Here is a 23552-nt window from a genome sequence, read left to right as displayed (position 1 = left end):
AGTTTAAAAAACTTGAATCTTTTAAGATTAATGTTAATAAATTTAAATTAGATAATCCGAAAGTTTATAATGATTTTAATTCAATATTAAAATTAGAGAAAATAAGACGTAATCATAAAACATTAGGTATAGTTTTAACTTCGTTTTCTATGGTATCTACAACTTTAGGAATTATAGCATTTTCTCAAGGGAAAGGAGCAATTACCAACTCAATTGATGGAGCCTTTTTAGGAGCTGGAATTGTTTCAGGTGGTATTTCTATTCCTATATTTAGTTCATCTAAAAAATAAAAGAAAACATAGAGACCTATTAATTAGAAAGTATCAAATAAACTAAAAATATCTATAACAAAATTTAACCTTAAATTATTTATAAATATGAAAACATCAATTTTTAAAACAGTATTCTTTTTTTCACTAATAAATACTTTATTAAGTTGTAGTGAAAATGACAACGAAAAACAAACGTTTACACCAACATTACCAGCCATAACAAAAACAGGAGCAAATACCTTTGGTTGTTTTATGGATGGTAAACTCTTAACACCTCGTGATGGAAATGGTGGGATAAAAAGCACTAAAAAAGGGATAACATATTCGGTTTCACCAGATGATATTTCATATAATGAAATTTATATTGATGACTGGAAAAGTGAAAATGGTAGTTTGCTTAGATTTCACATAGCAGATTTAAAACAAAAAATGGAAAGTTCTTACATTATAAATAAAAGTAATTGTCAAAACGGATTCGACGCTAATGATAACGTCAACATTAATTGCAGAGTCTATGATGATATTGAGAAAATATATAAATGGTACTGCTCAACTGATAATGGAGGGAAATTAATTATAACTCGATATGATATTAATAATAGAATTGTTTCAGGTACATTTAATTGTAAAATGAAAAATAAAGACAATCCAAAAGATATTATTGAAATTACTGAAGGACGTTTTGATATAAAATGGGACACTTTAGATGAAACAATATTTCCATAAACAAAAAAAGGTGTTGCTGTAACAACACCCTAATAGTACTAATACATAAAACTCAAAAATTTTAATTAATTAACACATTTCAAAATTATGAAAAAATTATTACTTATTGTATGCTTTCTAATCGTAAGCATATCACTAAAAGCACAAGTTACAACAACTTTAGACACTATTAACAATGTAGATAAACTTATAAAACCTCTAAATAAAAGTACGTTTACAACAAATATTTTATATGACAGGGTTGTACCAATTGCCAACTTAACAGACTTTAACAGTACAGCAAACAATATTTCAGACCTAAAACATTTTGAGCAAGCGTTAAGTGAATTGTACAGAGCTTCTAAAAAATCAAAATTTAATACTATAGAAGTTGTAAGACAACAATATGCTTCTTTAGCATTAAAAAACAAGGTAGATATTGGTGTTATAAACTCACTATTTAATCAAGTAAATTATAATGACAATGATAATAGCAAAGGGGCATTGCAAATTACAAACAATGTATTGGTTCCAATTAATAATAAACCTATTTTTTTACAAAATGAAGTTTTAATTATTGCGCCACTTAAAGAATATGCTGTAGGACAAACCGTTTTTTATAATTTTAAAAATGCCTTAATTTTTGAAGAAACCACTAAAAAAATAGTAAAATTAACCGCTAATTTTGATTCTCAAAACACGCATACTATTATTAACAATGGGCAATTGGTAAAACAAAACGTTGGGGTTAATTATACTACAAGTGGTTATAAAACACTTACATTTACGGTAACTTATAATGATGGATCAAGCAAAACAACAAAAGGGAAATTGTATGTAACTGCAACCAATAACAATCTACAACATAAAGCCAATGATGGTATTGAAGAAGGTGGTATAAAAGCAACTATTCCTTTTACGGGTTATGAACCTGATGACGTACCCATTTTAGGGCAATTAGAATACCGTATATTTTATCATGGTACACCAGGTAATTATGAAAAAGTCTTAAAAAAACCAATTGTTATTATTGATGGTTTTGATCCTTTTGACACTCGAAAAATACAGGAATCTGATTACCCAAATGATGGAGAAGAATATCCTGATGCTATTGAAACTTTAATGAGTTATGAAAATGATAACAATGAAACTAAATATTTGATTCCAAAACTACGAGAATTAGGGTATGATGTAGTTATAGTAAACCACCCTGTTTATGAAGATATACCTTCTGGTAAAACCATAGATGGTGGTGCAGATTATATAGAGCGTAATGCAATGGCACATATTGCATTGTATCAATATTTAAATAATACTGCTTTTACTAATGGTAGCAGTGAGAAATTAACGATTATGGGGCCAAGTATGGGAGGTCAAATAAGTAGATATGCACTTGCTTATATGGAAGAACATAATTTAAACCACAATACAAAATTATGGGTAAGTATAGATAGCCCACACTTAGGTGCAAATATACCAATGGCAACACAGGCAAATTTATATTTTTTGGGTTATGTACATGGTAATCAAGAAGCAAAAGATAAATTTGATTTTCTATTAAATTCACCAACAGGTAAACAACAACTTATATTACAATTTTTAAATGACACAAGTTCTCCACAGTCCTTTTTTCAACGTTATCACACCAATCTAGAGAGTAATTTACCAAGTTTTAAAGGTTTTCCACAATTACCAAGAAATATTGCTATAGCTAATGGTTCTGCAAATAATTTTGTAAATACTCCAGGGAAAAAAGTACTAGATATTAGAGGTTTTGCTGATTTTCTTTGGTTTTCAGTAAAAGGATTTCAAAACGAACAATGGCTAATAAAAAACACTGGACAAACAAACAAAATATTTTTCGGAGAAGTTGATAAAGTTTTTAGCGGTTACTCTATGTCTTCAACATTTACAAATGCATTAATATATGGATCATTAGATGCTTTACAAGGTGGTACAGAAAATAGTCAAGGAGAAATTAAAGTAGAAGTTGAAAAAGAATTAAATGAGTTAGTAGATGATGGCACATTGGACAGAGTTCATATATACGAATTTATTCCTAATCATACGTTTATACCTACTGTAAGTTCTTTGGCTTTTAAAAATTCAAATTTCAACTGGGGCAATAATATAAATAGAGATCTAGTTTGTACAAACGAAATTCCTTTTGACACATATTATACTCCTGAAAATAATGAAAAACACGTCTCATTTACACAAAAAAGTATAGATTGGCTATTAGACGAACTTAACGGCGTTCAACAAAGCCCTAGAATAAATAAAAATCTAAATCAAGATAGTTTATTGGGTGATTTAGCAGTATGTAACAATAAAACAAATACCTATACTTTAGATATTCCAAATTCGTGTAGTGGGTTAACTGTAACTTGGAGTACATCTTCAAATATACAAATTCAGTCCTCCAACAATAATAGCATAACAGTTACTGCTATTGATGGTACAAATAGTGCATCAGGTTATATAAAAGCATATATACAAGAAAAAGATGTATACATAGATAAATTTGTTTGGGTTGGTATTCCTGGACCAAATTTTTTAAGTATTAGCATTTTAGGTAGCTATAATTTTTACGCAAATAATTGGACAAAATTAAAGGTAATACATCCAATACCTCCTTTAAGTTTAGTAGATAACGACCCTACTTATGGTTTAACCTACCAATGGTCTGTACCAAATAGTTTTACAAGAAATTTTAATGACACAAGTATAATAGATGTAAAACCTTTTAGTACAGGACAATTAAATATTGGTGTAAAAATGCAAAACCAATGTGGTTGCACAGATTATAAATATCAATTATTTAATGTTACCAATCAATATTCTGGCGGTTTTGGTGGCGGTTTTGGTGGTGGACCAGTTCTTACAATAGACCCAGGTAATTAAATTACCATAAATATTAACACAAAAACGTCATTAAATTTTAATGGCGTTTTTTTATACACAAAAGTTAAATTACTATCTTGCTATAAATTATTTTTCAGTAATTTATGAAGCAATTTACAATACTACTTTTATTCTTTCTTTTTTATCAAACAAACGCACAAGATGTAGCCATTTTAAAATACAATGGTGGTGGAGATTGGTATGCCAACCCAACTGCAATTCCTAATTTGGTTGATTTTACCAATAAAAATATTAAAACCAATATTTCTAAAAATCCGCAAACTGTAGCTATAAACAGTGAAGATATTTACAACTTTCCTATACTTTTTATGACAGGTCATGGTAATGTGTATTTTTCTGATGAAGAAGCTCAAAACCTTAGTAATTATTTAATTTCTGGCGGATTTCTTCATGTTTCTGATAATTATGGATTGGATAAATTTATCAGAAGAGAACTCAAAAAAGTATTTCCAAAATTAGAGTTTCAAGAAATTCCAAGCAATCATCCTATTTATAATCAAAGTTTTAAGTTTCCAAACGGAATACCAAAAATTCACGAACACGATAAAAAATCAGCCCAAGGTTTTGGATTGTTTTATCAAGGTAGATTAGTTGTGTTTTACGATTATGAAACCGATTTAAGTGATGGTTGGGAAGATCAAATCATACATAATAATCCAAGAGAAGTAAGAGAAAAAGCTTTAAAAATGGGTGCAAATATTATTGAATATGCGTTTACGAATTAATTTATAAAATTGATGCAAGACTTTTTTGATACAAGAATCAAGAAATTAGAAACCTTAATTTAAAATGCGAAACTTTGAACATTAAGCCATGAACCACCAACCAAAAACTAAAAACTAGCAACCAAAAACCACCATATGCAAAACGAAATAAATATTGACGCCATAAAAATAAACTTCGACTCAAGTGGTTTATGGGTGTTAAATATTGCCATTGCCATTATTATGTTTGGCGTGGCTTTAGCTATTACTGTAGATGATTTTAAACGTCTTTTTAAAAATCCTAAAATAGTTTTTGTTGGAGTTTTATCACAGTTTATTTTATTACCAGCACTTACTTTTTTGGCAATTCTATTTATAAAACCTCACCCAAGTTTTGCTTTAGGAATGATGATGATTGCAGCTTGTCCTGGAGGAAATGTATCGAACTTTTTTAGCAAAATGGCTGGTGGAAACGCAGCACTTTCTGTAAGTTTAACAGCTTTTGCAACCTTAATTTGCATTTTTATGACACCTTTTAATTTGCAATTTTGGGGCAGTTTATACGAACCAACCAACGAAATTTTAAAAACGGTAGAACTTAATTGGGTAGATTTATTAAAATTGGTTTCATTAATATTAGGTATTCCATTAATATGCGGAATGCTCATTAAACATTATCATTCAGAAATGGCAGGTAAGATTGAAAAGGTGTTAAAACCACTTTCTATGCTGGTTTTTATAGCTTTGATTTTTATAGCTTTTTCACAAAATTTAGATGTTTTTGTAAATCACATTCATCATGTATTGGCGCTAGTTGTTTTCCATAATATTTTTGCTTTTATTTTAGGTTTTTATACCGCGAAAAGTTTTAAGTTAAACAAAAAAGACTGCAAAACTATTGCTATGGAAACTGGTATACAAAATGGCGGTTTAGGTTTGTTGCTAATTTTTGGTTTTTTTGATGGCCTTGGAGGAATGGCTTTATTAGCTGCTTTTTGGGGAGTATGGGATGTATTTTCAGGGATGGCTTTGGCTACTTTTTGGGGTAGAAAAAAAAGTTGATTTCTATCATTTTAATAGGGATTACAAAATGATAGAAATCAACTTTTAAGAATAAATTAATATTGGGGGGACATATTAGATTTTTATACTTTCTTTGTTGCTATACATCAAAGGTAAATGATTAAATATCTATAGATTATGACTTTTGTCAGTTTTATAATTTAAGTTAATGTTTTTAGTTTTAAAAAAAATTTGGTATCAAAGTGTAAAGATTTTTATTAAAATTAGTTTGCACTTTTATGCAAACCAAATATTAATTTCTGGTAGAGAAAACATACCCAAAAAAGGGGCTGTTTTATTTGCTATAAATCATCCAAATGCATTGATGGACCCTTTATTTGTGACCGCTTTTAACCCAAGGGAAAATCATTTTTTGGTAAGGGCAGATGTATTTAAAAAACCTTTCATAAAAAAAGCACTAGCCTCTTTAAATTTAATGCCAATTTACAGAATTAGAGATGGTAGAAGTCAACTCGCTAACAACGAAGAAATTTTTGAAAAGTGTTTTAGCATTTTAAAACGTAAAGAAACTTTAATTATTTTTCCACAAGGTGGGCATTCTAGAGACAGAAATATAAAACCATTAAGCAAAGGTTTTACACGAATTGTTTTTGGGGCTTTAGAGCAAAATCCTGATGTAAACATTGCTGTGATCCCTGTAGGGATAACTTATCAAAATTCTTCGAATTACCCAAGTAAAGTTAACGTTCAATTTGGAAAAGTTATTGATTCTAGAAAAATATTTTCAGAAAACTCAAAACCTAAAGCCATAACTATTTTAAAAAATAAAGTTAGTAGTCAGTTAAAAAAACTAACTGTTCATATACCTGATGATGAAAACTACAAAACCATTTTAGATACTTTAAATAAAGCAAATGTAGATTTTACCAACATTGATCTCGTAAATAAAATGATAGCCGAAAACAACTATCCAAAACCCACTAAAAAACAAACCAACTTTTTAAAACCGCTGTTTTACATTATTTTACTCAATAGTTTTTTCCCTTATCTCATTTGGAAAAAAATGTCTAAAAACATTAATGAAATTGAATTTGTTGATACTATGAGATATGCAGTAAACGTAATTGCTTTTCCTGTTTTTTACTTGTTACAAGCCTTAATTCTCTATTTTTTCTTTGGTTGGAAAACAGCTTTAATGTATTGGTTTGTATCTTATTTTTTAGTTTTAATCTATACGAAATGTACTCCAACTAATTCCGAGGAGATTTAATTAAAAAAGAGATTTCCCTGTTGATTTTCTAAATAAAAAAGCGAACTTCGCTAACAATGGATAAAGAATTAAAACTTGGCATATCCAAAAAAAGTTGTGCTTCATTTTCAAAAACCACTAACCAATGATAAAATTCTTTAGAAAAATTCGCCAAAACTTACTAATAGAAAACAAAACCGGAAAGTATGTTAAATATGCAATTTGAGAAATTATACTTGTTGTAATTGGAATTTTAATTGCACTTTCAATCAATAATTGGAACGAAAAAAGAAAGATAAGAGATAGCGAAATAATTTATCTCAATAATATAAAAAGAGATTTACAACTTTCAATTACAGAAATGAATCAATTTATTGATACACATTATTCTCTAATTAATTCGGCTAATACAATATTAGAACATATTAATGGTAAATCTGTGGATGATTGGAATTCTATTAATAAACACCTTGTTGATATCTATACTTGGAAAAGTTTCTATTTAATTGACAACACATACCAAGAGCTAAAAAATTCAGGGAATTTTGCTATTATCTCAAATGACTCAATCAAAAATGATTTATTGAATTTAGATTTGCTTTATAAAAAGTTAAAACACACTGAAAACCACTGGAACAAAGTTGCTGAACAAACACTTTATCCAGGGAGTTATGAAAATCAAGATATAAGTTCTATGACAAGTAACTACCTATATCAGATGTCGAACGGAAAAATGGGAGTATTTGGGAATTTATCGAAAGAAACGTTTGGAGAGATATTTAAAGACCAAAAACAAAAGAATGGTTTCGCTTTAGCAATACTTGATTTTGGAGGGATGAATGGAACTTTGTTGAAAATGATTAAAAAATGTAAAAAACTTATATCATTAATTGACAATGAATTAACCAAATGAGAACTTAATTAAAAATAACGAACGCCCTACAATGGCTATAAATAATTACTTGTTCTCGTCTACTTCTGAAAATCCTGGAAGATTTTCAGTTTGGTGTGTACATGCAAAGTTAAGTGCTAAACCACTCAACTAAGCTTGTACAAAACCGTTAGCGAAGCAACACAAAAAAATTAATTTACTACAAAAAGCCAGCAAACAAGTCTAGCCCAGATTGAACGACCTGTTTGAGCTCTTTTTTTATGCTGAACTCTATTCAATGTCTGTTTTTGATAATGAAATTACTTTCTTTTAACGGTAAGATGCTGAAAATAAATTCAGCCAAAAAAAAGCGAGTAGTGAAAGCTGGAAAAAGCTTCAAAAAAAAAACAAGAATGAGGTACTGAAACAAATTCAACTTTAGCAACTAGTTTAAAACTGCATCTTGAATAATTTGCTGAATTTTAGTCCGAATATTCTCTTTTACCAAACCTCTATTTTCCATGGTAGGATATGTTCTGTTAGACAAAAACACATAAACAATTTCACTTTCAGGATCTGCCCAAGCATAAGTACCTGTAAATCCAGAATGTCCAAAACTTTCATCAGAAACACAACCACAAGTGGCTTCAACCTCTGGATCTAGTTGTGGTTTATCGAATCCCAAACCTCGTCTTACTTTTTTATCTTGGTAATAACGTTTGTTAAATTTATCTATGGTGTCTGAATTTAAATAACGTCTACCTCCATAAAAACCTTTTTGCAAATACATTTGCATTACCTTGGCTACATCATTAGCATTGGCAAACAAACCTGCATGACCTGCAACACCACCTAACATGGCTGCTCCCATATCGTGCACATACCCTTGTACAATTTGATGTCTAAAATAATTGTCTTTTTCTGAAGGTACAATCACAGATTTATCAAATTTTTGAAGGGGCAAATACGTCATTCTATTTGCGCCTAAAGAACTGTAAAATTTTTGATGCGTTAATATATCTAAACTACTACCGTATTTTTGCTCTAAAACTTCTTTAAACAAATAATAGCCTAAATCACTGTATTTATAGCCTTCTGTTTCTCGCTGAGCTACTTCTCGAATATATTTATAAATACTGTCTTTATAAGATTTTCTGATATATAAATCTTCAGCAACTTTTACATTAAACTTTCCTTTTCTTTTTGTGCTGTAATAATCTGGTAAATTTTTATGTGTAACACTATCTTGTGTTTTTAAATAAAACGGAATCCAAGCTGGTAATCTGCCATAATGAGATAAAATTGATTGCACAGAAAGCACTGCTTTATTCGTGTTTTCAAAACTTGGTAAAATATCTTTTAAAGTTGATGTTAGGCTTAGTTTTTTTTCTTCTTCAGCTTTCATGATTAAAGGTAGTGAAGCTAAAATCTTGGTAAGTGAAGCTAGATCGTAAATATCAGAGTTTTGAACAGGTCTTATTTTTTCTAAGGTGTGATATCCAAAACTTCTTTGATACACTACTTTACCACTTCTCGCTACTAAAACTTGAAAACCAGGTGCCATTTCTTCCTCTAAAATAGTTTTAGCAATGGTATCAATTATCGCTAGTTTTGTTGAAGACATTTTGGCTTCTTCTGGTATGGTATATTCTAACCTGCTTAAGCTATAGGTATCTATTCCAAAACCTTCTTTAAAATCGTCACCAATAGAAACTGGTAATTTTCCTTTTAATTTAAACGCTCCAAAAATTGCTTGTGCTGAAAGTTCTTGCGCTAATTTACTATTTTGATAAGACACCAAAATGGTTTCGATATTAGTAAAACTTTTAATTTGTAACAAACTATATGGGCTTGTAAACACATCTAAAACAACAGTATGGTTTCTAGCAATTTCTTGCAACCAAACCAACTCTTTTTGACTAAATTTATAAGGTTTCCAAGGGTGATTGTTTGATTTATGAAAACCAATAATTACATTATTGTAAGGCTTTAGTTTTTTAAGTAATCCAGCTAAATTATCATCAGCAATCTCATCTACTTTTGTATAATTTTTAAGCATTTTTAAAAAATGACTACCTGAATCATCACCCAATTTTACATAGGCTATTTTCTGGTAATCTAAATTGGCAATGGGTAGATTCTGTTTTGAATCTTTAATTAATGTTATGGAATTTTTTACCAATTTTCTATGCAACAATTCGTCATCTGTAGTATTTAAATCCTCTTGTAAATTTTCTAAAACAACTGGTTTGTAATTGTGTAAACCCATCCAATATTTTGCTTTTAAAATTTTACGAACCGAAAAATCTAAACGCTCTTCAGATAATGTTTTTAGCAATAAAGCTTGTTTTATAACACGCACACTTGCTGGTATATCTTGAGGAATTAACAATACATCATTACCTGCTTTAATTGCAGCCAAATTAATTTCTGCAGACGTAGCATAATTTGTTGCACCTTTCATATTTAACCCGTCAGTAATAATTAAACCCTGAAAACCCAATTCTTTTTGCAATAAATCTGTCACCACATTTTTAGACAATGAGGTTGGTAAATTGTTATTAGATTCTAAACTTGGTATGTTTAAATGTGCAGTCATAACACTACCAATACTGGCATCAAAAACTTTTCTGTATGGGTATAATTCAATAGAATCTAATCGTGCTTTATCAAAATCTAATAATGGAAGAGTATAATGTGAATCTGATGCTGTATCTCCATGTCCTGGAAAATGTTTTGCATTTGCCATTACTCCATATTTTTGCATTCCTTGGGTAAATGCAATGGCTTTTTGAGTTACATTTTCTTTACTTTCCCCAAAAGAACGATTTCCAATTATGGGATTTTCTGGGTTTACATTTACATCAACCACAGGTGCAAAATTAATATGAATCCCCAAACGTTTGCAGTGTTTCCCTAAATGCTCGCCAAATTGTTTTACCAGAGAATCGTTTTGTATGGCACCTAAAGTCATATTCCATGGAAATTTGTAGGTGTTTTGCAAACGCATATCTAAACCCCATTCACCATCAAAACCAATCATTAAAGGCAGTTTAGAAAGTGCTTGGTATTTGTTATTTAAAACAGCCTGTTTTTCTGGAGTTCCTTGCATAAAAATTAAGTTCCCAACATGATATTTGGTAATCATTTCAGTAATAAAATCTTCGTGTTTATCATCTAAATTAGAATAAGCTTGCACCATAAACAACTGCCCAATTTTTTCATCAACAGACATATGGGTTAAAACACTATCTACCCAAATTTCTTGCGCTTCAAAATCTCTAGTTTGTAAGGGGTCTATGGTTTGTGCATTTGTTGTTATGGTGAATACAACCAACATCAATAACAATAACTCTTTTTTCATTGTAAATTTTAAGTATTTTTTGGGCGTTTTAAAAGGCTTTCGCTACTCGCTTTTTTTAGGTTTATTCTCAATACAATTTTTCTTCCTTTGTCATAAAAATTACTCGAACAAACTCTTAAAAAAGAGCTCAAACAAATCGCTCAATCCTTAACGCAGCTAATTAAGTAGCGCTATGTATTTTTAAATCAATTGTTATACCAAAAAGCGTTTGTGCCAACTTTGTTTTGCGGGTACTTCCCAATTGTTTTCAAATTCTTCTTTGGTATTTACCATATTATTAAAAACAATGGTTTCTGCAGTAATTTTTTGTTCTTTAGCAAATCTTTGAAAATCGGCAAATTTAACAAGATTAATATGATTTTCATCTTTAAAAGTAACGTTCATTTTATTCATTAAATCAATATTTAATTCTTTTTCTAATTCTTGCACAAAACGTACAGAACTATCAATAGAACATCCAGAAACGTTATTAAAACTTTCATCTACAGCCAATACTAAAAATTGATTGTATTTAATGGTAAAAGATCCTTTTAAATTATCTCCATGCCTTGTCCATGAATTGATAAATTCAATTGCTTTTTCTGAAATAAATTGAACTTCTTTCTCTGTAAATTCTCTATCTGCTTGATAAATCCAAACTCTAGAATTATCGGGTAAATTATTATATTCTGTAAACATATTTTTGTTTTTGCAAGGTAGCATGCTCCCTTGTATTAAGGTTGTTGTATTTTTTTTATCAAATAGATTTCCTTTTAAGTTAATTCTTTACAAAAATTCGGTTGTTAAAATCAGTAAAAAAAAGTAGTTCTTTCATAATTTTAGCAAAAGAATACACTGCTATGTTATTTTTTACCTCAAATTAAACTTATGTTGCAAAGCTTGCAATTTTTCGGCATCTGTCATTCTAGGTTTCTTTGGCGCAGTCATTCTATCTTTTATCTCTTTCAACACTTTTTTAGTATATAAAGGAAAATCTGCATTCTGAATCCAATTGTGGTAACCAGGGTTTTCTTTTAAAACCTCTTCAACGGTTCTTCCTTTATATTTTCCGAAAGAAAAGATTTCTTGATCTTCATCATTCATTAAAATAAAACCTGCGAAATCTGCTCTTTTTCCATGTGTGGAAAATTCACTTAATTCGTCAACCGAATTTCCAATATCATCATATTTCTCAACTTGAGCCAACAAAATTTCGTAAGTTGCATTGGTATCTGCCTCTGCTCCATGCGCTCCTTCTAACTCTTTTCCACAATAAAACTGATAACCAGCTCCTAACGTACGTTGCTCTTTTTTATGAAAAATAACTTGTACATCAATTGCTTTTCTGTTTTTCATATCAAAGTCAATTCCTGCTCGCATTAATTCTTCAGCTAATAACGGAATGTCAAACCTGTTAGAATTAAATCCTGCCAAATCGCAACCCGCAATCATTTCGTTTACTTTTGGTGCTAGTTCTTTAAATGTTGGTTCAGTTACCACTTTTTCATTGGTAATTCCGTGAACATCTGTTGCTCCTTGTGGAATTTCGATTTCTGGATTTACCAGCCAAGTTTTACTTTCTTTATTTCCATTAGGAAAAACTTTTAGAATTGAAATTTCTACAATTCTGTCGTTTCCAATATTTACACCAGTAGTTTCTAAATCGAAAAATACAATCGGCTTTTTTAGTTCTAAATTCATTTTATTTTAGTTGTAAAATTGGCAGTTTTAAAAATTTAAAAGTTCAACATTAACTACTTTCAAACTTTGTACTTTGCAACTATTATACGTTTATTTATTCGTTATTCAATTGCGCCTTAAAATCGTCTAATTGTGCTAATAATTTAGAGGATAGTGTTGGTGCTTCAAAATGATACTTTTCTAATTCTTGTAACAAAATTTTGGCAAAGATAAGCCTTGCAGTTGGTTTATCATCAGCAGGAACCACAAACCATGGCGCATTTTCTTTAGATGTTTTATTCAACACCTCTTCATAACAAAACATATACTTATCCCAAAGTTTGCGCTCTTTTAAATCGCCAGCTGAAAATTTCCAGTTTTTCTCTGGCAAACGTAATCTTCTTAATAATCTATTTTTTTGTTCGTTTTTAGATAAGTTTAAGAAAAACTTCAAGACGATTGTTCCATTCGTTGCCAAATGATTTTCGAACTGATTGATTCTTTCCATTCGATCATGATAAAAAGCATCATCAATACCTTTCAAACTTTTTACAGCAGGAATATTTTCGCCAAAAATATAGTTAGGATGCACTCTTGTAACCAATACATTTTCGTAATGTGTTCTGTTAAAAATTCCTATTTTTCCTTTTGGTGGCAAAGCAATATAATGCCTCCACATAAAATCGTGCTTTAACTCTAATGCAGTTGGTACTTTAAAACTATGCACTTCTACTCCACTTGCATTTACATCTTTAAACACCTCTCTTATTAGGCTATCTTTGCCTGAAGTATCCATACCTTGCAAACAAATTAACAAGCCATATTTGCCTTCTGCATACATTGCACTTTGCAAATCACTAATTTTTTTTCTGATTTTTTTTAATGCTTTTTTGGCATCCTCTTCTACTTCTTTGGTCGCAAAATCGCTTAATTTTATAGTAGATGTTACTTTATATTTTTCTAAATTCATGAATTTACCAATTATTGTTTAAAGATAGAAAAAACGTTGATGATACTAAAAATTTTAGAGTAGCGATTTAGAAAGAATTCTAAAAAATCTTATTCCTAAAAATAATTTATTTATCCGTTTAAAATCGATAAATTAGCTGAGTGTGGACAGCTATAAAAGAGTAAAAATGAATTTTCGTTACTATATTGCATTTTTAGTGTTCGTTTTCTCTGCTTGTGATAAAGAAAAACAAAACCAAAAGAAATCATCAAATTTACAAGTTGATCATTTTAATATTTGGACAGAATCACCAAAATTAGCCAAGGAAAAATTAATTAACCTCGGGTTTATTGCGTTGCCAGATTCATTATCTAAAGTACATCATGGACAAGGTACTACAGGGCGCTATTTTTATTTTTTAAATAATTATTTGGAATTGATTTATGTAAATGATCAAAAAGAATTTGAGGAAAATAACGCCAAAAATAAAAATTTAGATTTTTCTGAAAGAGCTAACTTTAAAAATAATGGTGCATCTCCTTTTGGTATTGCTTTAAAAGTAAAAGATTACAACACTAATAAAATACCTTTTAAAAAAATAGCTTATCACCAAGATTGGATGACAAAAAACGCCAATATTTATGCTGCTAAGAGTTCTAAAAACAATCTTAAAGAACCTTCAGTTTTTGTGGTTTACCCAGAAATTGAATCAGATCAATTTGAAAGTTTAGCTGATTTACAAAAAATTCCAGAAGAATATTCTTTTTACAGAACATTATTTAAACATCCAAATGGTGCTAAAAAAGTAAGTCAAATTACAATTACATCACCTCAACTAGATACCTCAACACCAACCATAAAAGCATTAAATGGAATTGAAAATGTATTGATTAAAAAAGGATCAGAACATGTAATGGAGTTGTATTTTGATAAGAACTTTCAAAAAAAAATATTTGATTTACGTCCAGAGTTGCCATTGATAATTTATTTATGATAAATTTAAAACCTATGCCAAAAAAAGGAAAAGCAAAAAACACGGTTAATAAAGCTAAACACACCAAGTTAATGAATCGAAAAATCAATAAAGTTAAGCTAGAAAAACAACAAAATAAAGAACGACTAAAGGCCATCATAAAAAAAGCAAACGAATTTAAAAACAACGTATCTTGAGTTTAAAATATTACTTAGGTGCAATTCTTGCTGTGCCGCTTTTGCCTATTTTGTATTTTCAAGGAAAAAAAATACGCGAAGAAGTTCCCAAACTTCCAGAAGCAAAAAACCCTAGTGGATATATAAAAAAAGCTTCAGATAAAACTTTAAAAATATTAGCTATTGGCGAAAGTACTGTTGCTGGTGTTGGTGTAGATTTTCATGAAAATGGTTTTATTGGTGCACTTGCTCAAGAAATTTCATCACAAAAAAATATCTCTATTCTTTGGAGGGTGTATGCCAAAAGTGGTTACACAGCTAAATTAGTTCGTAAGAGAATTGTTCCAAAAATAGCAGAATCTAATGCAGATATTATTGTAATTGGTTTGGGTGGCAATGATGCTTTTGCTTTAAATTCTCCTGATTTGTGGATGCACCAAATTAACTTATTGGTTAAAACTTTGAAAAGAAAATTTCCAAAAACGCCTATTTACTTCACAAATATGCCTCCAATAAAAGAATTCCCAACATTTACGCGCATCATAAAATTTATAGTTGGTAATTTAGTAGAAATTTTTGGCACAAGGTTACAGAAAGGAATTGACAAAAAAAGAAATGTTTTCTACAATAGCGAACTAATTACTTTACAATCTTGGCAAGAAAAATATAATTTAAAGGGAGATGTTACTATTTTTTTTAGTGATGGCGTCCATCCTTCTAAAATAGCCTATCAAACTTGGGGAAAAGATATGGCAAATTTTATTATAAATACTGAAATTTTTAACGAATGAATGCACAAGAACTCATTGGCTTTTTCGATTTAAAGGCGCATCCTGAAGGTGGTTTTTTTAAAGAAACGTATAGAAGTAAAGGTGAAATTTTAGAGCAAAATTTACCAGAATATTTTGAAGGAAATAGAAACTATTGTACCAGTATATATTTTTTACTAACTTCGGATAAATTCTCTGCTTTTCATAAAATCAGTCAAGATGAAATATGGCATTTTTATAAGGGTACTGCATTAAGATTACATGTAATTTCTCCTTTAGGAGAGTATTCTAATGTTTTAATTGGCAATAATTTTACAAACGGAGAAATTCCTCAATTTACAGTACCTGCACATCACTATTTTGCAGCAGAAGTTTTACAAAAAGATTCCTTTTCATTTGTAGGTTGTACAGTGGCTCCAGGTTTCGATTTTAGAGATTTTGTGTTGCCAACGCGTGAAAATTTAACAACAGAGTTTCCAAAACATAGGGATGTTATTGCACGTTTTACCCATCAGTAAAACCCTCTAAAAACCTTGCAAAAAAGGCCTTATTTATTTTAATTGTAAACAAAAAAAATCAAATTTAGGAGCTAGAAAATGTAGTTAAAATTAATTATCTTGCAGAGTTGCAAAAATTTAGCATTAATTTTTGACAAATTCACAATTATAATTCAAAATAGTACTACAAATAAATGCCAAAAAAAATAATTCAAGATTTTTTAGAAAATGCTTTAGATGATTCGATACAACAAATCTCAGGTTCTGATGCCGGTTTTTTATATGCAGAATCACCATCAAGTCCTATGCATATTGCCACACTTACTGTTGTTGAGGGTTCTTTAGAATTTGAGGATTTTAAGGCAATTGTGGCTTCTAAACTTCATTTAATCCCAAAGTTTAGAAAACGCTTGTTAAATGTGCCCATGAATTTAGATTATCCATATTGGGTAGATGATCCAAATTTCGATATCGACTTGCACATTACAAGACAACGTTTACCAGAACCTAGCAACTGGAAAACCTTAAGAGAAACTACTTCTACTATTTTTAGTGGCCCTTTAGATTTACGAAGACCTTTATGGTCTATGACCTTTATTGAAGGTTTAGACGAGGTTTCTCAGGTACCAAAAGGTTCTGTCGCTATTGTTGCTAAAGTGCATCATGTTATGATTGATGGAAGCTCGGGTGTAGGAATTATGGGCTTGTTATTTGACAAAAATTTAGAAGATAAGGATAAACCAATTCCAAAACCGAAACCTTTTGAGGCAGATGAACTCCCTGATGAATTCAGTTTATTGGTTAAAAGTTCTCAAACCTTTTTTAAAGATCCTTTACGAATTCCAAAATTGTTTGGAGAAAGTGCGTTTTCCTTTATTAAAGGAAACATTAAAACACAGATTAGTGCAAAGAAATCAGTAAAAAATAAATTTTCAACACCAAATACCATTTTTAACAATTCTGTATCCCCTAAAAGAACTTGGGGTACAGCCATTTTATCTTTTGATAGAATTAACACACTTCGCAAACTTATGAATGTAAGTGTTAATGATATGATCTTGGCAATTTGTGCTGGTGGAATTCGTAAATATTTACAAGAAAAAGAAAAATTACCTATACAACCTCTAGTGGCTAATGTTCCTATTTCGATTCGTGTTAAAGGCGAAAAGCAAGAAATGAATAACCAAATTTCCAATATGTTAGTTCGTATTGCCACACACATAAAAGACCCTATTGAACGTTTAGAATACATTCAAGAACAAACCAATATGGGTAAAACTCGGCATAAAGCTGTAGGCGCAAAAGCCCTCGCTAAAATGGCAGATGCTGTACCTTTTGGTTTGGCTAATCTAGCTTCTGGTTTGTATAGCAAATACAATATTAAAGAGTTTCACAGACCCCCTTTTAACGTTACAATCACCAATGTTCCAGGGCCACAAATGCCTTTATATTTAAGAGGTCATAAAATTTTATCTATATTCGGATTAACACCCGTTTTAGATGGTTTTGGGTTGATAATAGCTGCATTTAGCTACAATGGTTTGGTTTCTTTAACAACAACTTCGGATGCGAAAACAATGCCAGATGCTGATAAATTTTCAAGATATATTCGTGAATCTGCCAATGAATTGGAAGAGATTATTTTATCCAAAGGAAAACAAAAAGAAACTACTAAAGTTAAAAAATCTAAAAGCACTCCGTTTTTCACGGCATTTAAAAAGTTTTTAAATGCTGATGACAATTTGAAAGCAGCACATATTGGGATTTATGATTTTGAATTGTTTTTAGGTGATGACTTCGTAAATTATCAAGTAACCATCTCTGAAAAAACAGTTTCTGTTAGAAAGAAAAAAGCTTCAAAACCACTCGTTTCAATTGCTATCGATGACGAAAATTTAATCAATCTTTATAAAAAGAAATTATTGTTAAAAGAGGTAATGATTCAAAGTAGGTTAAAATTAACAGGGACAAAAAAGAATACTGATAAATTTTACAAATTATTGGCCACCTTTTTAGCGCAAAAGTAATGAGTTGTTATAAGAACACATATACTTCTTTTGACGGAGAACAAATTTTCTATTACAATTGGAAGATTGAAGAAGAGAATGACATAAAAGGTGTTGTTCAGATTTCACACGGAGTTGGTGAACATGCAGGTAGGTACAAATGGTTTGCTAAAAAATTGATAAAACAAGGTTATGAAGTCTATGCTAACGATCATAGAATTCATGGAAAATCGGCAAAAAGTAGCGACTATTTGGGTTTTTATGATGGCGAAGATTATTTTGCTGATGCAGTTTTAGACATGCACAAACTCACAGAAATCATCAAAAAAGAGCATCCAAATAAAAAAATAATTTTGTTCGGACATAGTATGGGTTCTTTATTAAGTAGGCAATATATCACTGAATTTGATGATGATGTAAACATCTTGATTTTATCAGGAACTGCAAGTTTTATGAAAGGTTTAGGCTCATTTGGAATGATGAGTGCAAAATTTTTAAGCAAACTAAATGGCAAACATAGAAGTAATGAATTGTTAAAAAACCTTTTTTTCAATCAATTCAATAAGAAATTTAAACCCAATAGAACTAAAGTAGATTGGATTAGTAGTGATGAAAAACAAGTTGATAAATTTGAAGCAGACCCTTTACGAATTGAAGATTTTTCATTAAGTGTTTTTTTAGACATTTTAAAAGGAAGCAAAAAAATAAGCAAATTTGAAACCTTTGAAAATACTCCAAAAGAAATTCCTATATATCTATTTTCTGGAGGCAAGGATCCTGTTGGAGAAATGGGAAAAGGTGTAAAAAAAGTAGCTAAAAATTATAAAAAAGCAGGCGTTCAAAACGTTACATTAAAATTGTATAAAGGAGGAAGACACGAAATGTTAAATGAAGTGAACAGAAAAGAGGTTTTACAAGATTTATTAAACTGGTTAAACAACCAAATTGAAGCCAAAAATTAAAATATGGAGAGTAATAAAATAGTATATACATCATTTTCTAAATTGGCAGTTGCTATTGCAGTTTCGCAAGGTGCTTCCTTGCCAAAAGCAAAAAAGTTAATTATCAAGAGTTTTGAAAGACATCCTTTTCATAAAGAAGTTTCTAAAATCATAAAAAAAGTAAAACTTAATAAAGAAAACCTGAACATTTTAAGCAATAACTGTATTTCAATTTGTGAAGATTTTGGGCCAGACAGAGATTACATCACATTAGTGTTATTACTAGAAAAAATCTATAAAATTGAAGAATTCGAAGCTGTAGAAAAAGATACTATTTTAAATATTATCCATAAGTTTAAAGCTGCAATCGAAAGAATTAATGCCAATATTCCTGCTCCTCCTCTATACAATGTAATTTTAGAAACGCGTGCTATTGCAGAATGGACCTCTATGTTTTGGCTATATCCTTTTATCCCAAAACACAAAAGTAATCGTGAAAAACCTGTGTTGTTAATGCCTCCTTATTTAGGAAATGACAATTCAACTACATTTGTAAGAAAATATTTAAAATCTTTAGGGTTTAAAACCTATAAATGGGAATTGGGCGTGAATATGATCAATTCAAAATCACTCCCAAAACTAATTGAAAAATTAGACGAAATCTTCGAGAAACATCAGGAAAAAGTAAGTCTTGTTGGCTGGAGTGGTGGTGGAATTTTCGCCAAAATAATCGCAAATCGATTTCCTGATAAAGTAGCACAACTCATTACAATAGGTTCTCCTGTTTGGGGTGTGAAAAATATGAAAACGCCAATTATCCAAACTTTAGAGTTTATAAGAGGTGCAAAATTAAGAGAGCGTAATGAAAAATTTATCAAAGAATTAGAAGAAATTCCGAACCTACCTATAACTTGTGTATACACCAAAACCGATGGCTTAATTCCCTGGAAAAACTGTATGGAAGCCGAAACCTATAGAGATGATATAAAAAATGTTGAAGTTTTTGGAAGCCATTGTGGATTGGGCGCAAATGCAACAGTACTTTTAACTGTGGCAAATGCATTAAACGCAAATATTGAACTAAACACCAAAAAATCCATTATTCAAAAAGTAGAAACACTATTCTTTCCAAGTTTTTGGCAAAAAAAAGGGGTATCAAAATTTACAAATCTTATTTTTAGTTAGATGATGAAATATACTTTAAAAAATATCGTAAATCATCCTAAATTTAAAGAAAAACTCGTTGCTATTGCTAAAGAAGAAGCCATAGAGCTTGATGAAGTAAAACAAAAAGGAGAAGAATATATTAACGAGTTGTATTCGCAACAGCATCCCATAGCCAACATGTTATCTGTAAAAGGGTTTCAGTTTATGATGTCTAAAGCATATAATAATAAGATTGATATTGATCGTCAAGAAATTAAAAAATTGATGAAATTAATGCGACAACATTCAGTTGCATTTATTTTAACACATAAAACATATTTAGATACTGTTGTTCTAGTAACCACTTTAGCACGTTATGGAATGCCAATTCCGTATACGTTTGGAGGCATCAATTTGGCTTTTCCTGGTTTTAAACAATTGGGTAAAAATTCTGGATTAATTTTTATAAGAAGAAGTTTTAAAGAAAACCAAATTTATAAAGCTGCTTTACAACATTACATTTCTTGTATGATTGAAAATGGTGATCATTTAACTTGGAATATAGAAGGTACTCGCTCTAGAACAGGAAAAATTGTATATCCACAAATGGGTATTTTAAAGTACATTATGGAAGGTGAACAGCAAAGCACCAGAAAAATAAAATATGTACCTGTTTCTATTGTTTACGATTTAATTCCTGACGTAAAACAAATGACTGAAGAAGGCAAAGGAAAAGAAAAGAAATCGGAAGATGTAAAAGCCTTTGTACAATACTTTAAAAAATTGGGCAATGAATATGGAAAAGCAGCCATTAGATTTGGTGAACCTGTAGACGCAAGTGCGCATCATAATGCCATAATTCCTGATATTGAAGAAGATAGTTATTCTGATAAAAATACGCTACCACGTTTTGCTTTTGAGTTGATTCATAAAGCCAATATGATTACACCTGTAACTACGGTTTCATTGGTTTGTAATGTATTACTGAACAATTTTGCGCTTACCAAAAGTGAAATTGAATTCAGTGTTATTAAATTGATGAATTATATTGATCAACGTAAAAATGATGTACTCATAGAGCGTGGAAAAAGTATTGGTGCTTCTGTACAAAAGGCATTGAATTTATTAAAAAGCTCTGGTATTGTTCAGAAAAACAAAGCAGGTTACAAAACAAAATATACATTAAACGCTTCAGAATTTTTACCAGCTACATATTATGCAAATATGGCTGCTGCTCATTTGTACCATAGAGCTTTTATAGAAATGGCTTTGGTAAAAATTAAAGATGAAAAAGAAAATAGAATCGTATCTTTTTGGGAAGAAATTATGCGTTTACGCAACTTGTTTAAATTTGAGTTTTTTTACACCAACAAACCAAAATTTAGCTCAGAAATTGAAGCGGAATTACATTTATTTGATAAAAATTGGAGAAATATTATCAATGACCCTGAAAGTGATATTGAAAGTTTATTGGCAAAACAAGAATTATTTGTCTCTAAAGGCCTATTACTCATATACCTTGAAGCCAATAAAGTAGTTTGTAAAACGTTACAATCTTGGGACTTAGAAGATGATTTTTCTGAATCTGAGTTTATAGAACTCTGTTTATTTAAAGGCAAAGAATTACATTGGAAAAATAAAATTAGCAGATTAGATAGCGTTTCTAAACCATTTTTAATTAGTGCTTTACGCTTAGCTAAAAATAGTAAATTAATTCCGGAAAATAACACAATCGATTTTAAACGATTAGATATTTGGATGGATTTGTTAGATAATTTAACCCAAAGAATCTACTTTTTACAAAAGCTAGAATCTGAAAGTATAAAAAAATCAAAACAAAAAAATGAAGAAAACGAAAAAGTGCCTGGAGCTGAAATTGAAAGTATTACTGAAGACGTTTTAGATGAAGAAGAAGGGCCACATATTGCTGCTTTTTTCGATTTAGATAGAACCCTAATCAATGATTTTTCTGCAAAACAATTTGTAAAATCCAGGTTTTTAAGTGGCAAATCTACACCTAAAGAGGTTCTTTCTCAATTTATTACACTAATTGCCTATGCTAGTGGTAATCGAGATTTTGAAATATTAACTAAAATATCAGCCTTAGGTGTTAAAGGCATCAAAGAAAAACAGTTTACAGATTTAGGAAAAGAAATTTTTGATGAGCACTTATTTTCTACTATTTATCCAGAATCAAGAACTTTAATAAAATCGCATTTAGAAAAAGGGCATAAAGTAGTTATTATTTCTGCTGCAACACGTTATCAAGTAAAACCTATAGCTGATGAGTTAGGTATCAAAGAAATCTATTGCACAGAAATGGAAATAAAAAAAGGAAAGTTTACCGGAATTATTTCTGAAATGTGTTGGTCTGAAGGAAAAGCAAGAGCAGGCAGAAAGTTCGCAAAAGCGAATAATATCGATTTATCAAAAAGTTTTTTTTACACAGATAGTATAGACGATTATCCTCTGTTAGAAATTGTGGGAAAACCGATTGCGACAAATCCGGATAATAAGTTATCGCAACTTGCTTTTGAAAACGATTGGAAAATTCTTCGTTTTAAAGTCAATACAAAAAAACCATTAGTTAATGGGGTCAGAACAGGTTTGGCTGCTGCTAGTTTATATCCATCAGCATTAAAAGGATTGCTCAAAGCCGCATTTTCAATGTCTCAAAAAGAAGGCATCAATACTACTATAGAAAGTATTGGAGATTTAGGAACCAAACTTGCTGGCTTAGACATTAATGTAAAAAATAAACACAATTTGGTAGATCATAGGCCAGCTGTGTTTTGTTTTAATCATCAATCATCGGCAGATTTTTTTATCATTCTAAAATTATTAAAAAAAGATGTCACTGGTATTGCAAAAAAAGAATTAGAACTCACTCCTTTTGGACCAATATTTAAAGCAATGGGAGCCATTTTTATTGATAGATCTAACAAAAAGAAAGCTTTAGATTCTATGAAAAATGCTGCTGAAGTACTTAAAAACGGAACTTCTGTAGCCATTGCTCCTGAAGGTACTAGAAGTGGTAGTAAAGAATTAGGAAAATTTAAAAAAGGTGCTTTTCATTTGGCTATAAAAGCGGGTGTACCCATTGTGCCAATCGTAATAAAAAATGCATATATGGCAATGCCAAAAGGAAGCAAAATCTTTAAACCAACACATATTGAAGTGGTGGTTTTAGACCCTGTAGATACTTCTGAGTGGAAACCAAAACATATAGATAGCTATATTGAAAAAGTACGTAATTTGTATATAAAAGAATTAGAAAATTAATGAAATTTGACGCTTCAAAAACGTTTTTTTGAAGTTTCTT

General features: G+C 30.2%; 19 protein-coding genes. 15 read left to right on the top strand and 4 right to left on the bottom strand.

The window, feature by feature from the left end:
• From ACTG3V_RS09335 to ACTG3V_RS09305, 7 genes are all read left to right on the top strand, one after another.
• The coding region (locus ACTG3V_RS09335) for a hypothetical protein (protein ID WP_439131896.1) at window positions 1-290 on the top strand (290 nt) is incomplete at its 5' end.
• 87 nt (window positions 291-377) lie between these two features.
• A complete protein-coding gene (locus ACTG3V_RS09330; protein WP_439131895.1) occupies window positions 378-998 on the top strand; it encodes a hypothetical protein in 621 nt (206 codons plus the stop codon).
• An 87-nt stretch (window positions 999-1085) separates the two neighbouring features.
• Entirely contained in the window at window positions 1086-3881 is a 2796-nt protein-coding gene (locus ACTG3V_RS09325; protein WP_439131894.1) for an esterase/lipase family protein, read from the top strand.
• A 104-nt stretch (window positions 3882-3985) separates the two neighbouring features.
• On the top strand, window positions 3986-4627 hold the full coding sequence (locus ACTG3V_RS09320) for a DUF4159 domain-containing protein (RefSeq protein ID WP_439131893.1): 642 nt from the start codon (window positions 3986-3988) through the stop codon (window positions 4625-4627).
• Window positions 4628-4762: 135 nt separating this feature from the next.
• Window positions 4763-5668: a bile acid:sodium symporter family protein gene (locus ACTG3V_RS09315; RefSeq protein ID WP_439131892.1), complete on the top strand. Its 906-nt coding sequence runs from the start codon at window positions 4763-4765 to the stop codon at window positions 5666-5668.
• Window positions 5669-5837: 169 nt separating this feature from the next.
• A complete protein-coding gene (locus ACTG3V_RS09310) occupies window positions 5838-6899 on the top strand; it encodes a 1-acyl-sn-glycerol-3-phosphate acyltransferase (protein WP_439131891.1) in 1062 nt (353 codons plus the stop codon).
• A gap of 208 nt (window positions 6900-7107) precedes the next feature.
• Window positions 7108-7791, top strand: coding sequence for a DUF6090 family protein (locus ACTG3V_RS09305; RefSeq protein ID WP_439131897.1), 684 nt, complete (start codon window positions 7108-7110; stop codon window positions 7789-7791).
• Between the two features lie 403 nt (window positions 7792-8194).
• Here the strand turns inward: ACTG3V_RS09305 and ACTG3V_RS09300 are convergent, their stop codons facing one another.
• The 4 genes from ACTG3V_RS09300 to ACTG3V_RS09285 form a co-directional block, all read right to left on the bottom strand.
• Window positions 8195-11113 carry a glycoside hydrolase family 3 N-terminal domain-containing protein gene (locus ACTG3V_RS09300; RefSeq protein WP_439131890.1) on the bottom strand — a complete coding sequence of 973 codons (2919 nt, stop codon included), beginning with the start codon at window positions 11111-11113 and terminating at the stop codon, window positions 8195-8197.
• A 192-nt stretch (window positions 11114-11305) separates the two neighbouring features.
• Window positions 11306-11791 carry an ABC transporter ATPase gene (locus ACTG3V_RS09295; RefSeq protein ID WP_439131889.1) on the bottom strand — a complete coding sequence of 162 codons (486 nt, stop codon included), beginning with the start codon at window positions 11789-11791 and terminating at the stop codon, window positions 11306-11308.
• A gap of 171 nt (window positions 11792-11962) precedes the next feature.
• Window positions 11963-12793 (bottom strand): exonuclease domain-containing protein, encoded by an 831-nt coding sequence (locus ACTG3V_RS09290; protein ID WP_439131888.1) that lies wholly within the window; start codon window positions 12791-12793, stop codon window positions 11963-11965.
• 94 nt (window positions 12794-12887) lie between these two features.
• Window positions 12888-13742 carry a PPK2 family polyphosphate kinase gene (locus ACTG3V_RS09285; RefSeq protein ID WP_439131887.1) on the bottom strand — a complete coding sequence of 285 codons (855 nt, stop codon included), beginning with the start codon at window positions 13740-13742 and terminating at the stop codon, window positions 12888-12890.
• Between the two features lie 166 nt (window positions 13743-13908).
• On the opposite strand from ACTG3V_RS09285, the gene ACTG3V_RS09280 reads away from it, so the two are divergent.
• The 8 genes from ACTG3V_RS09280 (at window position 13909) to ACTG3V_RS09245 (ending at window position 23512) form a co-directional block, all read left to right on the top strand.
• The gene (locus ACTG3V_RS09280; RefSeq protein ID WP_439131886.1) at window positions 13909-14715 is read left to right on the top strand and encodes a hypothetical protein; all 807 of its coding nucleotides are present in this window, start codon (window positions 13909-13911) and stop codon (window positions 14713-14715) included.
• Window positions 14716-14729: 14 nt separating this feature from the next.
• Window positions 14730-14891: a hypothetical protein gene (locus ACTG3V_RS09275; protein WP_439131885.1), complete on the top strand. Its 162-nt coding sequence runs from the start codon at window positions 14730-14732 to the stop codon at window positions 14889-14891.
• On the top strand, window positions 14888-15661 hold the full coding sequence (locus ACTG3V_RS09270) for an SGNH/GDSL hydrolase family protein (protein ID WP_439131884.1): 774 nt from the start codon (window positions 14888-14890) through the stop codon (window positions 15659-15661). The genes ACTG3V_RS09275 and ACTG3V_RS09270 overlap by 4 nt, the downstream gene beginning before the upstream one ends.
• Window positions 15658-16158 (top strand): cupin domain-containing protein, encoded by a 501-nt coding sequence (locus ACTG3V_RS09265; protein ID WP_439131883.1) that lies wholly within the window; start codon window positions 15658-15660, stop codon window positions 16156-16158. Before ACTG3V_RS09270 ends, ACTG3V_RS09265 begins: the two co-directional genes overlap by 4 nt.
• A gap of 173 nt (window positions 16159-16331) precedes the next feature.
• The gene (locus tag ACTG3V_RS09260) at window positions 16332-18164 is read left to right on the top strand and encodes a WS/DGAT/MGAT family O-acyltransferase (protein ID WP_439131882.1); all 1833 of its coding nucleotides are present in this window, start codon (window positions 16332-16334) and stop codon (window positions 18162-18164) included.
• A complete protein-coding gene (locus ACTG3V_RS09255) occupies window positions 18164-19105 on the top strand; it encodes an alpha/beta hydrolase (protein WP_439131881.1) in 942 nt (313 codons plus the stop codon). Before ACTG3V_RS09260 ends, ACTG3V_RS09255 begins: the two co-directional genes overlap by 1 nt.
• Before the next feature lie 3 nt (window positions 19106-19108).
• Window positions 19109-20269 carry an alpha/beta hydrolase gene (locus ACTG3V_RS09250; protein ID WP_439131880.1) on the top strand — a complete coding sequence of 387 codons (1161 nt, stop codon included), beginning with the start codon at window positions 19109-19111 and terminating at the stop codon, window positions 20267-20269.
• A 3-nt stretch (window positions 20270-20272) separates the two neighbouring features.
• A complete protein-coding gene (locus tag ACTG3V_RS09245; protein WP_439131879.1) occupies window positions 20273-23512 on the top strand; it encodes an HAD-IB family hydrolase in 3240 nt (1079 codons plus the stop codon).
• The last annotated feature ends 40 nt before the right edge of the window (window positions 23513-23552 follow it).

It is taken from the genome of Polaribacter sp. (genome assembly GCF_965660385.1).
Taxonomy (GTDB): domain Bacteria; phylum Bacteroidota; class Bacteroidia; order Flavobacteriales; family Flavobacteriaceae; genus Polaribacter.
Note: the sequence above shows the minus strand (reverse complement) of the source record. Positions and strands in the feature narration are given on the sequence as shown.

What these genes read in the sequence shown, in the direction of transcription:
- ACTG3V_RS09320 (WP_439131893.1), top strand. Translation starts at nt 3,986, where the DNA reads ATGAAGCAATTTACAATACTACTTTTATTCTTTCTTTTTTATCAAACA.
- ACTG3V_RS09310 (WP_439131891.1), top strand. Translation starts at nt 5,838, where the DNA reads ATGTTTTTAGTTTTAAAAAAAATTTGGTATCAAAGTGTAAAGATTTTT.
- ACTG3V_RS09330 (WP_439131895.1), top strand. Translation starts at nt 378, where the DNA reads ATGAAAACATCAATTTTTAAAACAGTATTCTTTTTTTCACTAATAAAT.
- ACTG3V_RS09250 (WP_439131880.1), top strand. Translation starts at nt 19,109, where the DNA reads ATGGAGAGTAATAAAATAGTATATACATCATTTTCTAAATTGGCAGTT.
- ACTG3V_RS09260 (WP_439131882.1), top strand. Translation starts at nt 16,332, where the DNA reads ATGCCAAAAAAAATAATTCAAGATTTTTTAGAAAATGCTTTAGATGAT.
- ACTG3V_RS09275 (WP_439131885.1), top strand. Translation starts at nt 14,730, where the DNA reads ATGCCAAAAAAAGGAAAAGCAAAAAACACGGTTAATAAAGCTAAACAC.
- ACTG3V_RS09255 (WP_439131881.1), top strand. Translation starts at nt 18,164, where the DNA reads ATGAGTTGTTATAAGAACACATATACTTCTTTTGACGGAGAACAAATT.
- ACTG3V_RS09325 (WP_439131894.1), top strand. Translation starts at nt 1,086, where the DNA reads ATGAAAAAATTATTACTTATTGTATGCTTTCTAATCGTAAGCATATCA.
- ACTG3V_RS09265 (WP_439131883.1), top strand. Translation starts at nt 15,658, where the DNA reads ATGAATGCACAAGAACTCATTGGCTTTTTCGATTTAAAGGCGCATCCT.
- ACTG3V_RS09315 (WP_439131892.1), top strand. Translation starts at nt 4,763, where the DNA reads ATGCAAAACGAAATAAATATTGACGCCATAAAAATAAACTTCGACTCA.
- ACTG3V_RS09285 (WP_439131887.1), bottom strand. Translation starts at nt 13,742, where the DNA reads ATGAATTTAGAAAAATATAAAGTAACATCTACTATAAAATTAAGCGAT.
- ACTG3V_RS09290 (WP_439131888.1), bottom strand. Translation starts at nt 12,793, where the DNA reads ATGAATTTAGAACTAAAAAAGCCGATTGTATTTTTCGATTTAGAAACT.
- ACTG3V_RS09295 (WP_439131889.1), bottom strand. Translation starts at nt 11,791, where the DNA reads ATGTTTACAGAATATAATAATTTACCCGATAATTCTAGAGTTTGGATT.
- ACTG3V_RS09245 (WP_439131879.1), top strand. Translation starts at nt 20,273, where the DNA reads ATGAAATATACTTTAAAAAATATCGTAAATCATCCTAAATTTAAAGAA.
- ACTG3V_RS09300 (WP_439131890.1), bottom strand. Translation starts at nt 11,113, where the DNA reads ATGAAAAAAGAGTTATTGTTATTGATGTTGGTTGTATTCACCATAACA.
- ACTG3V_RS09280 (WP_439131886.1), top strand. Translation starts at nt 13,909, where the DNA reads ATGAATTTTCGTTACTATATTGCATTTTTAGTGTTCGTTTTCTCTGCT.